The sequence below is a fragment of the Streptomyces sp. BoleA5 genome (genome assembly GCF_000373665.1).
GTDB lineage: Bacteria > Actinomycetota > Actinomycetes > Streptomycetales > Streptomycetaceae > Actinacidiphila.
The window spans coordinates 1-11,970 of sequence record NZ_KB892113.1; the positions used below are offsets into that span (position 1 = coordinate 1).

At 72.8% G+C, this 11,970-nt stretch carries 7 protein-coding genes and 1 pseudogene; 7 read left to right on the forward strand and 1 reads right to left on the reverse strand.

Features of this window, described 5'->3' with window-relative positions; genetic code table 11:
- The 5 genes and pseudogenes from B085_RS43635 to B085_RS0124265 all read left to right on the forward strand — a co-directional run.
- A pseudogene (locus B085_RS43635) lies at nucleotides 1–869 on the forward strand (serine/threonine protein kinase); the annotation flags it as partial.
- A gap of 121 nt (nucleotides 870–990) precedes the next feature.
- A complete protein-coding gene (locus B085_RS0124250; RefSeq protein WP_018561193.1) occupies nucleotides 991–2,862 on the forward strand; it encodes a serine/threonine-protein kinase in 1,872 nt (623 codons plus the stop codon).
- Nucleotides 2,863–2,943: 81 nt separating this feature from the next.
- Entirely contained in the window at nucleotides 2,944–4,830 is a 1,887-nt protein-coding gene (locus tag B085_RS0124255) for a serine/threonine protein kinase (protein ID WP_018561194.1), read from the forward strand.
- Between the two features lie 153 nt (nucleotides 4,831–4,983).
- Nucleotides 4,984–6,585 carry a succinic semialdehyde dehydrogenase gene (locus B085_RS0124260; protein WP_026251377.1) on the forward strand — a complete coding sequence of 534 codons (1,602 nt, stop codon included), beginning with the start codon at nucleotides 4,984–4,986 and terminating at the stop codon, nucleotides 6,583–6,585.
- Nucleotides 6,585–8,369, forward strand: a complete 1,785-nt coding sequence (locus tag B085_RS0124265) for a GMC family oxidoreductase N-terminal domain-containing protein (RefSeq protein ID WP_018561196.1) — start codon at nucleotides 6,585–6,587, stop codon at nucleotides 8,367–8,369. The genes B085_RS0124260 and B085_RS0124265 overlap by 1 nt, the downstream gene beginning before the upstream one ends.
- A 534-nt stretch (nucleotides 8,370–8,903) precedes the next feature.
- Here B085_RS0124265 and B085_RS0124270 read toward each other — a convergent pair.
- Nucleotides 8,904–9,182 (reverse strand): chorismate mutase, encoded by a 279-nt coding sequence (locus B085_RS0124270; protein WP_018561197.1) that lies wholly within the window; start codon nucleotides 9,180–9,182, stop codon nucleotides 8,904–8,906.
- Between the two features lie 277 nt (nucleotides 9,183–9,459).
- Between B085_RS0124270 and guaA the strand changes: the two genes are divergently transcribed.
- Both guaA and B085_RS0124280 read left to right on the forward strand, forming a co-directional pair.
- On the forward strand, nucleotides 9,460–11,043 hold the full coding sequence (guaA, locus tag B085_RS0124275) for a glutamine-hydrolyzing GMP synthase (RefSeq protein WP_018561198.1): 1,584 nt from the start codon (nucleotides 9,460–9,462) through the stop codon (nucleotides 11,041–11,043).
- An 89-nt stretch (nucleotides 11,044–11,132) separates the two neighbouring features.
- On the forward strand, nucleotides 11,133–11,924 hold the full coding sequence (locus B085_RS0124280; protein WP_018561199.1) for a class II aldolase/adducin family protein: 792 nt from the start codon (nucleotides 11,133–11,135) through the stop codon (nucleotides 11,922–11,924).
- Nucleotides 11,925–11,970 lie beyond the last annotated feature (46 nt).

The window sequence follows — 11,970 nt, forward strand, 5'->3', positions numbered from 1 at the left end:
TGGTGCGGGAGCCGCGGGGGCGGCTGTCGGCGGAGGAGGCCGAGCGGTTGCTGCGGGCCGGTGCCGCCGAGACCGAGACCGAGAGCGTCCCCCGCGACAGCCTCGCCGTGTCGCACACCGCACCGACCGCCGTCGTCCGGTCCCGGACCCCCGCCCCGCAGCCCGAGCCGCCGCACGCCCCCACGGTCCCGTCGGAGGTCGCGGCGCCGCCGCCGGCCCCCGGGCGCCGCCGGCGCGCCGGCGTACGGGCGCTGGTCGCGGCGGCGCTGGCGGTCGCCCTGGCCGGCGGCGGGTTCTACGCCGCCCAGCACTTCGGCGGCTCCACCGGCACCCAGGGCGACGGGCCGGGGCCGAGCCACTCGGCGACATCCTCGTCGCCGTCCTCCCCGTCTCCTTCTCCGTCCCCGTCGGCTCCGGGCCCCTCGCCCGTGCCGGCGGGCTACCGCCTGGCCGAGGAGCCGGAGCGCGGCTTCTCCGTCCCGGTGCCCGACGGGTGGACCCGTCAGGTGCAGGGCGATCAGGTCATCTACGTCGATCCGAGCGGACTGGCCGGCCTGCGGATCGGCACGCTGGACTACGCGGCGAGCGACCCTCTGGAGCACTTCGGGGAGGAGGAGCAGCAGACCATCCCCAAGCTGGCCGGATACGAGCGGCTGCGGATGCAGAGCACCCGCTGGCGTGATCGCCCCGCAGCCATATGGGAGTTCACCTTCCAGGGCAAGGCCCGCGACTTCCGGGCCATCGACCTCGGCTTCGGGGAGCCCGGTGGACGCGAGTTCGCCGTCTACCTCTCGGCGCCTACGGCCCAATGGGGCGATTTCCGGTCGGTCTTCGACAACGCGGTGGCCGGACTCGTCGTCCACGACTAGCACACGGCGGGGCCGGGGTGGGACCACGGCCCCGAGTCAGGGATGATGGAGGTCTCCATCCCGCGGTCGCCGCAAGCAGGCGATGAGGGAGCTTCATCTTCAGCGACTGCAGAGGGAATTCATGGGCCAGGCGCACGACACCGACCAGCGTCTCATCGCCGACCGGTACCGACTCGGCGCCGTCCTCGGCAAGGGCGGCATGGGCACCGTCTGGCGGGCCGTCGACGAGACGCTCGGCCGTACGGTCGCCGTGAAGGAGCTCCGCTTCCCGCACAACATCGACGAGGACGAGAAGCGCCGCCTGATCACCCGCACCCTGCGCGAGGCCAAGGCGACCGCCCGGATCCGCAACACCGGCGCGGTGACCGTCTTCGACGTCGTCGAGGAGGACGACCGGCCCTGGATCGTCATGGAGCTGGTCGAGGGCCGCTCGCTGTCGGACGCGATCCGCGAGGACGGGCCGCTCTCGCCCAAGCGCGCCGCCGAGGTCGGGCTGACCGTGCTGGACGTCCTGCGGGCCGCCCACAAGGAGGGCATCCTCCACCGTGACGTGAAGCCGTCCAACGTCCTGATCGCCGACGACGGCCGCGTCGTGCTGAGCGACTTCGGCATCGCCCAGATCGACGGCGACCCCTCCGTCACCTCAACCGGCATGCTGGTCGGCGCTCCCTCCTACATCTCGCCGGAGCGGGCGCGCGGCCAGAAGCCGGGCCCGCCGGCCGACCTGTGGTCGCTGGGCGCGCTGCTGTACGCCTCGGTCGAGGGCCGGCCGCCGTACGACAAGGGCTCGGCCATCGCCACGCTCACCGCGGTCATGACCGAGTCTCTGCAGACCCCGCGCAACGCGGGTCCGCTGGCCGACGCGATCCACGGGCTGCTCAACAAGGACCCGGAGCTGAGGCTCGACGACGCCGGCGTGCGTCCGCTGCTGACGCGCGTCGCCCACGCGCCGGACGTCCCGGTCGCGGAGGCCACGCGGACCATGCCGCTGCCGCCCTCCGACCCGCAGCCGACGCCGACCGACGCACCCCCGGCCGCCCGGGCCGCCGCGGCCGACCAGGCGGCCCTGCGGGCCGCCAAGGCCAAGCCGGAGCCAGAGGCGACCCCGGCGACCACCGCCACCCCGGCGACCGCGTCCGCGCCGGTCGCGCCGGTACCGGTCGCCGCCGCCCCGGCCGCCCTCCGGCTGCCGCTCCTGGCGTCGATGGACGAGCGCCGCCGACGCGCAGTGCTCTTCGCGGCGATCGTGGTCGTCCTCGTGCTGCTCGGGACGGGCATCGGCATCTGGGCCGGCCAGGGCGACGACGACCCGGGCGCGCGCCGGCCCGCCGGCCCGTCCGCCCCGGCGAGCGCCAAGTCCGGTGACGAAGGCGTCCAGGACGGCAAGGGAGGCGACGACAAGGGCACGGGCGGCGAGGCCGGCGACGACAAGGGCGGCGACGACGCCGGCAAGGGGAAGGACGGCGACTCCGGCAAGGGCTCGGGCGGTTCCTCCTCCGGGTCCGGCGACGGCTCCGGCAGCGGGAAGAACGGTACCGGCGCCGTCCCGGCCGGCTGGACGACCTACACCGACTCCGAGGGCTTCTCGATAGCGCTGCCCAGTGGCTGGGCCGCGAACAAGGAGCGGGCCGGCAACGGCTGGATCTTCAACGCCCGCCGCAGCCCCCGGGTGCAGGTCGACTGGACCCACACCCCGGGCAGGAGCGCGGCGGACGCCTGGCGCCAGAACGAGTCCGGCGCCGCGAGCAGGTTCCCCGGCTACCAGAAGGTGGACATAAAGGACGTGGACTACCGCGGCTACCGCACCGCGGCCGACTGGGAGTTCACCTACACCTCCGGCGGGACGAAGATGCGCGCCGTCAACCGCGGCTTCGTCGTGGACGACGGACACGGCTACGCCATCCTCTTCTTCGCGCCGGACGCCGACTGGAACAGCAAGAAGACCAGGGAGATGCGCGAGGCGCTCTACAACACCTTCAAACCGGCCAAGTGACGCCGCTCGAGCACGTATCGTGAGTCATTGCGGACTGTCCGCATCCACAACGGATCGGATCTGACGCTTTGGGGAGGCGTCGTGGACGACTACGCGGGACGCGTACTGGCCGACCGCTACCGCCTGCCGCGGCCGCCCGCCGACGAGTTCGAACTGGTGGAGACCCGGGCCTGGGACACGTTCAGCAACCAGGAGGTGCTGATACGCCAGGTCCTGCTGCCCGAGGTCGTCAGCGCCGAGCCCGGGCCGCACCAAGGGGACGGCGGGGACACCGCCCACCGGGCCCTGGAGGCAGCGCGGGCGGCGGCCGCGATACCCGACCACCCCCGGCTGGTGCAGGTCTTCGACATCTTCGTCGAGGACGGCAGCGTGTGGATAGTGAGCGAACTGGTCGCCGCCCGCCCGCTGGCCGCGGTCCTCGCCGACAAGCGGCTCAGCCCGTACCGTGCCGCCGAGGTGGCCTCCGACGTGCTGACCGCGCTGCGCGTGCTGCACGCGCACGGCTGGGTCCACCGCAACGTCACCGGCCGCACCGTACTGGTCTGCGACGACGGCCGGGCGATGCTCTCCGGCCTGGCCGTTGGCGCCGCACAGGAGGCGCTGTGCGGGTACAACCCGGTGCCGGTGCCCGTCATGGCCGGCGGCGGCGAGGCGCCCGGCGGCTGGGAGGGCCCGCACTCCGCGCTGGAGCTGGAACGCGCCCGGCAGGCGCGGCTCACCGTGATCGGCCCGGTCACGGAGCGGTGGGCCCCGGAGCAGGCCACCGAGGTCCACGAGAACTGGCAGCTCGCCCCGCCCGTCGGTCCCGCCGCCGACCTGTGGGCGCTGGGGTCGCTGCTCTTCCGCAGCGTCCAGGGGCATCCGCCGTTCCCGGAGGAGAACACCGCGGAGCTGGTCCAGCTGGTCATAGCCGAACCGCCCGCGTACGCCGAGGAGTGCGGACCGCTGCGGCCCGTCGTGGAGTCCCTGCTCCGCCAGGACCCCGAGGAGCGGCCCGACGCGGAGGAACTGCGCGGCTGGCTGCGCTCGCTCGTCCGGTCCGCTCCGGAACCGGACCTGGGGCTGAGCACGGTGCCGGTGCCCGCCGACGATCCGCACAAACTGCCCGTCGTAAGGCGCCGGGGCGAACTGGTGCGGCGCCGCAAGGCCGCCGCCGACCCCGTGCCCGCGCCTTCCGCGCACGGGCGCCACAAGCGCACCAAGGAGCGCGGGCAGCGGTCGGCGCGCGGGCCGCGCAGCCTCGGGGTCACCCTGGTCGGGCTGGTGCTGCTGCTGATGGTCGCCGCAGTGCTCTACGCCGTGCTCTTCATGCCGCGCGGCGGGGCCGGGGACGAGGGCGCGGCGGGCGCCACGCGGACCCTGCCCGCGCAGGTGCCCGGCGGTGACGAACGGCCGCAGTCGACGAAGCCGCGGGCCGGGGGGTCGCCCGCCACCAAGGCCCCGCGGAGTTCGCCCCCCGCCACGAGCGCCCCGCCGCCCACGCGGTCCACCCCCGCGGACGACGGCGCCGTCACCGGCCTCGGCGGCGAATTCCGGTTGCGCACCGATCCGGAGGGCTTCCGCCTCGCCGTCCCCAACGGCTGGCAGCGCACGGGAAGGAACGCCGACGGGCAGGTCCGCTACACCGGCGGCGACTACCAGCTGCTGGTCGTGCCGGGCCGGGACACCGTCGCGGACAAGGGCAGCGATCCCATCGTCTACCAGAACGACGAGCCGGAGCTGGCGGGCTTCCGTGCCTCCGGCTGGTCCTCGGCCTCCGGGCTGCGCCGCCTCGACATGGGCGGGATCTCCGCCGCGGAAGGCGAGTTCAGCTGGAGCGACGGATCCGGGCGGCAGCTGTTCGCGCGCAACCTGGTGATGATCCGCGACGGCAGGTACCACGTCGTCCTGGTCGTCGGGCCGGACGGTGAACGCGCCGACGTCAAGCGCTACTTCGAGAAGGCCGCGGAGACCTACCGCACCACCTGAGCACGGCGCCGACCGCAGCCGAGCGGCCCCGGGGCCGCTCGGGCCGAGCCGGGCAGGGGTTCGCGGCATTCCTGCCAGCTTTTGCTGGCGTAATTGTGAAAACCGGCTACTGACGGGTATGCACGCGGTGCCACCCCGTCGTACGCTCCCGCCATGACGGACTCTCCTACTGGCGGTAACGGCAATCCGGTCGCCCCCTCCGGCACCAGGACCGCCGCGGACGTGGTGACCCCGGACCTCGTGGCGCGGCTGACGCGGGGCGTCGCCGGCAGCGGCAGGACCGTGAACCACACGCCGCTGACCGGCGAGAAGCTGGCGGAGCTCCCGGAGTCGACCCCGGAAGACGTGGCGGCGGCCTACGACAGGGCGCGGGAGGCGCAGAAGGCCTGGGCGGCCACGTCGGTGCGCAGGCGTGCCGCGGTGCTGCTCCGCTTCCACGACCTCGTGCTGGCCCGCCAGTCCGAGGTGCTGGACCTGATCCAGCTGGAGACCGGCAAGGCCCGGCTGCACGCGCACGAGGAGGTGCTGGCGGTCGCCGTCGCCGCCCGGCACTACGGCGTCAAGGCCCCGTCGTACCTGAGGCCCAAGCGGCACACCGGCGCCATCCCGACGCTCACCAAGGTGCGGGAGCTGCGGCACCCGCGCGGTGTCGTCGGCCAGATCGCGCCGTGGAACTACCCCCTCGAACTCTCCGTCGGCGACGCGCTTCCCGCCTTCGTCGCGGGCAACGCCGTGGTGATGAAGCCGGACACCGAGACCGCGCTGACCGCCCTGTGGGCGCGCGAGCAGCTGATCGAGGCCGGGCTGCCCGCCGACGTCTGGCAGGTCGTCATCGGTGAGGGCCCGGTCGTCGGCCCGGCGGTCGTCGAGCACGCCGACTACGTGTCCTTCACCGGCTCCACCCGCACCGGCCGCGACGTGGCCACGCGTGCCGCGGCCCGCCTGATCGGCGCCTCCCTCGAACTCGGCGGCAAGAACGCCCTGCTGGTGCTGGAGGACGCCGACCTCGACAAGGCGGCAGAGGGCGCGGTCCGCGCCTGCTTCTCCTCGGCGGGCCAGCTGTGCATCTCCATCGAGCGGCTCTTCGTCCACGCGTCGGTCGCCGACGCCTTCCTGGAGCGCTTCACCGCGCGCACCCGGGCCCTCAAGCTGGGCACCGCCCTCGCCTACGGCGCCGGGATGGGGTCGCTGGCCGGCGAGCGCCAGCTGGAGACCGTGACCCGGCACGTGGACGAGGCGGTCGCCAAGGGCGCCACCGTCCTCACCGGCGGCAGGGCCAGGCCCGACGTCGGCCCCTACTTCTTCGAGCCGACCGTCCTGGACGGTGTCGAGCCGCCGATGGCGGTGTGCGCGGAGGAGACCTTCGGACCGGTGGTGTCCGTATACCGCTTCACCGACGAGGACGAGGCGGTCGAGCGCGCCAACGCGACGCCCTACGGCCTCAATTCCAGCGTCTGGACCAAGGACACCCGCCGCGGCGCCCGCGTCGCCGCGCGCCTGCGCAGCGGCACCGTCAACGTCAACGAGGGCTACGCGCCGGCGTACGGCAGCGTGCAGTCCCCGATGGGAGGCATGAAGGACTCCGGCCTCGGGCGCAGGCACGGCTCGGAGGGCATCCTCAAGTACACCGAGGCGCAGACCGTGGCGACGCAGCGGCTGCTGCCGATGGCCCCGTCGCTGGGCATGGACGACTCGGCGTACGCGGCCCTCATGAGCCGCAGCCTGCGCGTGATGAAGGCGCTGAGGCTGCGCTGATGGAGGGGGAGCGGATGTCCTACGACTACGACGTGATCGTGATCGGGTCCGGCTTCGGCGGATCCGTGTCCGCACTGCGCCTGACCGAGAAGGGCTACACGGTCGGCGTCCTGGAGGCCGGGCGCCGCTGGACCCGGGAGTCGCTGCCGAAGAACTCCTGGCACATCAGGGACTACCTGTGGGCCCCGGCGCTCGGCCTGTACGGGATCCAGCGCATCCACCTGCTCGACAACGTCATGATCCTGGCCGGCGCGGGGGTCGGAGGTGGTTCGCTGAACTACGCCAACACCCTCTACGTCCCGCCGAAGGCCTTCTTCGAGGACCGCCAGTGGGGCCACATCACCGACTGGCAGGAGGAGTTGGCCCCCTACTACGACCAGGCCAAGCGCATGCTCGGCGTGCGGCTCAACCCGACGATGACCCCCTCGGACGTCCACCTCAAGGCGACCGCCGAGCGGATGGGCGTCGGCGACTCCTTCCACATGGCTCCGGTCGGCGTCTTCTTCGGCGACGGACGGGACGCCGCGGGCGACGCCGAGGCCGCGCCCGGCACCGAGGTCCCCGACCCGTACTTCGGCGGCGCAGGCCCGTCCCGGCGGGCCTGCACGGAGTGCGGGGAGTGCATGACCGGCTGCCGTCACGGCGCCAAGAACACCCTCAACGAGAACTACCTCCACCTCGCCGAGAAGGCGGGCGCCGAGATCCACGCGATGACCACCGTCACCGCCGTCTCGGAGAACCCGGAGGGCGGCTACGACGTCGCCGTCGTCCCCACCGACGCCCGCCGCAAGGCGAAGCCGCGCGTGCTGCGCGCCGGGCACGTGGTCGTCGCCGCCGGGACGTACGGCACCCAGACGCTGCTGCACCGCATGCGCGACGCGGGCCTGCTGCCGGGGCTGTCCGCCCGGCTGGGGGAGCTGACCCGCACCAACTCCGAGGCGCTGGTGGGCGCGCAGACCGACAGCCGCCGCTACCGCAGGCGCACCGGCGAGCCGCGCGTGGACTTCACGCGCGGGGTGGCCATCACGTCCTCGATCCATCCCGACGCGAACACCCACATCGAGCCGGTCCGCTACGGCAAGGGCTCCAACTCGATGGGCGGCCTGTCCATCCTGCAGGTCCCGCACGGCACCCGGCTGCCGCGCGGGCTCGCCTACCTGGCGCACTGCGCGCGCCACCCGGTGCTGCTGATGCGGTCGCTGTCCAACCGCCGCTGGTCCGAGCGCACCATCATCGGGCTGGTCATGCAGTCCCTGGACAACTCGCTGACGACCTACCGCAAGCCCAGGGGTTTGGGGAAGGGACTGCTCACCGCCCGGCAGGGGCACGGCGCGCCCAACCCCTCGTTCATCCCCGAGGGCGCCGAGGCCGCGCGCCTGCTCGCGGAGGAGATCAACGGCTTCGCGGGCAGCAACGTCGGCGAGTTGATGGGCACCCCGCTCACCGCCCACTTCCTGGGCGGCTGCGCGATCGGCGAGGACGCCGAGCACGGTGTGATCGACCCGTACCACCGGCTGTTCGGGCACCCGGGCATCCATGTGGTGGACGGCGCCGCGGTCTCCGCCAACCTGGGGGTCAACCCGTCGCTCACCATCACCGCGCAGGCCGAACGGGCCATGTCGCTGTGGCCCAACAAGGGTGACGCCGACCCGCGCCCGGCCCAGGGCGAGGCCTACCGCCGCGTCGCCGCGGTCGAGCCCAGGAGCCCGGTCGTCCCCGAGGACGCCTTCGGCGCGCTGCGGCTGCCCGTGATCCCCGTCCCGCCGGTGCCGCCCAAGGGCTGACGCCGCCGGACGCACGGACGCCGTGGGGGTCGCGCCCGCAGGGGACGCGGCCCTCCCGGCCGTGTTCCGGGCTGGTTCCGGGCGCGTTCCGACGGGGCGCCGGACCGCGCGGAGAGCGCCCTGTGCGGCCCGACTCACTCGATCGAGGGTCGGATACCTGCTCAAGTACCGCGAAATGAGTAGTGTGTTCCTCGCAGAGCGGCCGGTCCCGGGCGTCCCCGGAACCGACCGCCACTTTGAGTCGTGACCGGGCTGCTGTCCCCTGCCGTCCGGTCACTATCACCGGAGCGAGGTCCCACGGCGCGACCGCATTGCTTCCACTCGCGCGGTCGCGCCTCATCGCTCCGGTGGCACCCCGCCCAGCTGCGTCTGAGCGGTGTCCACGCGTGGTCTTCGACGTCCTTGCTTCCCTGGCCCAGGGTCACCGCGCCTGGCTGGCACGGACACCGGATTCAACGAAGCCGTCCGTAGGCGGTCACGTGCCGTACGGGTGATGCCCCCCGAACGGGTCATACGGCCGGTGCCGCGGGGGCTTCAGACCCGGCCGCGGCTCAGCTCCAGCAGGGTCATGGCGAGTGCCGTGCCGGGCCTGCCCAACTGCTCGCTGTAGCGGCGCAGGATGTCCATCTCGCGGGAGAGGTGCACGCGGCGGCCGCCGGAAGCGATGCGGGCGCGCTGGATGCCCGCCGAGACGGCCATCCGTTCCCGCACCAGCGCGATGATCCTCGCGTCGAGGTCGTCGATCCGCTCGCGGGCGTCCGCGATGACGGCGCCGGCGTCGGTGGTCCGCGGTGCCGCGGGGGTGCTGCTCATGGGTTCCTCCTCGGGGGCCGGGCCCCCGGGCCGCCCGGGACGGGAAACGCCAGGCGCCCCGGGCCGTGTGGCCCGGGGCGCCTGGTGACGTCTGGATGCGTTTCCTCGCTCAGACAGCACGACCATGGCAGCCGGACCAGCCGGTGCCATAGGTAAACGCGAAGCGCGTGCGGTTGAGCATGCGGCACAGTGTGCGCCCCCGGGGCGGGGAAGTAAAGCCGCGGGCCCCGGTAGAATCGGCAGGGACCCCACGTTCGACACCGCCGGAAGGCCCACCGTGGCATCAGCGACCCCAGCCGCCCCCGACACCGTCCTCGTCGTTGACTTCGGGGCGCAGTACGCCCAGCTCATCGCCCGCCGCGTCCGTGAGGCCCGGGTCTACAGCGAGATCGTGCCGAGCACGATGCCGGTCGAGGAGATGCTGGCCAAGCGGCCCGCGGCGATCATCCTGTCGGGCGGCCCGTCGTCGGTCTACGCCGAGCACGCCCCGCGGCTGGACCGCGCCCTCTTCGAGGCGGGCGTCCCGGTCTTCGGCATGTGCTACGGCTTCCAGTTGATGGCGATCACCCTCGGCGGCACCGTCGACAACACCGGGGCGCGTGAGTACGGCCGCACCCCGCTGCACGTCGGCAAGACCGGCTCCACGCTCTTCGAGGGCACCCCGGCCGAGCAGTCGGTGTGGATGTCGCACGGCGACACCTGCACCGCCGCCCCGGAGGGCTTCACCGTCTCCGCGGCCACCGACCTGGTGCCGGTGGCGGCGTTCGAGAACGACGAGAAGAAGCTCTACGGCGTCCAGTACCACCCCGAGGTGCTGCACTCCGACCACGGCCAGCAGGTGCTGGAGCACTTCCTCTACCGCGGCGCCGGCATCGCCCCGGACTGGACCACGCACAACGTGGTCGAGGAGCAGGTGGCCGCGATCCGCGCGCAGGTCGGCGACAAGCGCGCCATCTGCGGCCTGTCCGGCGGAGTGGACTCCGCGGTCGCCGCGGCCCTGGTCAACAAGGCCATCGGCGAGAAGCTGACCTGCGTCTACGTGGACCACGGCCTGATGCGCAAGGGCGAGTCCGAGCAGGTCGAGAAGGACTTCGTGGCGGCCACCGGTGTGCAGCTGAAGGTCGTCGACGCGCAGGAGCGCTTCCTGACCGCGCTCGCCGGGGTGTCCGACCCCGAGGAGAAGCGCAAGATCATCGGCCGGGAGTTCATCCGGGTCTTCGAGCAGGCCGCGAGCGAGATCGTCGCCGAGGCCGGCGCCCACGGCGAGTCGGTGGAGTTCCTGGTGCAGGGCACCCTCTACCCGGACGTCGTGGAGTCCGGCGGCGGCACCGGCACCGCCAACATCAAGTCCCACCACAACGTGGGCGGCCTCCCCGAGGACCTGCAGTTCCAGCTCGTCGAGCCGCTGCGCAAGCTGTTCAAGGACGAGGTCCGCATGGTCGGCCAGGAGCTCGGCCTGCCCGAGGAGATCGTCCAGCGCCAGCCCTTCCCGGGCCCGGGCCTGGGCATCCGCATCGTCGGCGAGGTCACCAAGGAGCGCCTGGACCTGCTGCGCGAGGCCGACGCGATCGCCCGCGAGGAGCTGACGGCCGCGGGTCTCGACCGCGACATCTGGCAGTGCCCGGTGGTGCTGCTCGCCGACGTCCGCTCGGTGGGCGTGCAGGGCGACGGCCGCACCTACGGCCACCCCATCGTGCTGCGTCCGGTCTCCAGCGAGGACGCCATGACCGCGGACTGGTCGCGGCTGCCGTACGAGGTGCTGGCCCGGATCTCGACCCGGATCACCAACGAGGTCGCCGACGTCAACCGTGTCGTGCTGGACGTCACCAGCAAGCCCCCGGGCACCATCGAGTGGGAGTAGCCCCCTGAGTGGGGCAGGCTTGGGGCGATACCGGGGAAACCTGGTATCGCCCCTGTTCATCTGCGGTACCTCGGGGTAACTTCCGCGCCATGACCGACACCGCGCCGCAGCCCGTACCGCCTGATCGGCTCCATTTCGCACTCCCGCCCACCTTCGAGGACCCCGCGGAGGAACGCCGTCACCGCAAGGAGCGGCTGGTGGTGGCGCTGCGGGCGTTCGCGGAGCTGGGGTTCGAGGACGGGGTGTCGGGTCACATCACCGTGCGCGATCCGGAGCTGCCGGACCATTTCTGGGTGAACCCCTTCGGGGTGCCGTTCCGGCACCTGACCGTGGGCGAGCTGATCCTGGCCAACCAGCACGGCGCCGTCGTCGAGGGCCGGCACCACGTCAACCAGGCGGCCTTCACCATCCACGCCCATGTGCACACCGCACGGCCCGACGTGACGGCCGTCGTGCACAGCCACTCGACCTACGGCCGGGCGCTGGCGGCGCTGGGGGAGCGGCTGGAACCGATCACCCAGGACGCCTGCGCCTTCTACGAGGACCACGCGCTCTTCGACGCCTACACCGGGGTCGTGGTGGACGAGGCGCAGGCTCGGCGCATCGCGGTGGTCCTGGGGGCGTACAAGGCGGTGGTACTGCGCAACCACGGACTCCTGACGGTCGGCGAGACCGTGGACGCGGCGGCCTGGTGGTTCATGACGATGGAGAAGTCCTGCCAGGTGCAGCTGAGCGCGAAGGCGGCGGGCAAGCCGGTGTGGATCACCCACGAGGACGCGCTCGCCACCCGTGAGCAATTGGGACACGATCTGGTCGCCTGGATCAACTACCAGCCCACATACGAGCGGATAGCTCGCGATAATGCAGGGCTTTTTGATTGAACGACGGCCGCTTCGCCTACGTATCTCCCAGGGCGCTCCTGGAGAA

Excerpts from the sequence above, each read along its gene's own strand:
- B085_RS0124250 (WP_018561193.1), top strand. The coding sequence starts at position 991 with ATGGGCCAGGCGCACGACACCGACCAGCGTCTCATCGCCGACCGGTAC.
- B085_RS0124260 (WP_026251377.1), top strand. The coding sequence starts at position 4,984 with ATGACGGACTCTCCTACTGGCGGTAACGGCAATCCGGTCGCCCCCTCC.
- B085_RS0124265 (WP_018561196.1), top strand. The coding sequence starts at position 6,585 with ATGGAGGGGGAGCGGATGTCCTACGACTACGACGTGATCGTGATCGGG.
- B085_RS0124270 (WP_018561197.1), bottom strand. The coding sequence starts at position 9,182 with ATGAGCAGCACCCCCGCGGCACCGCGGACCACCGACGCCGGCGCCGTC.
- B085_RS0124280 (WP_018561199.1), top strand. The coding sequence starts at position 11,133 with ATGACCGACACCGCGCCGCAGCCCGTACCGCCTGATCGGCTCCATTTC.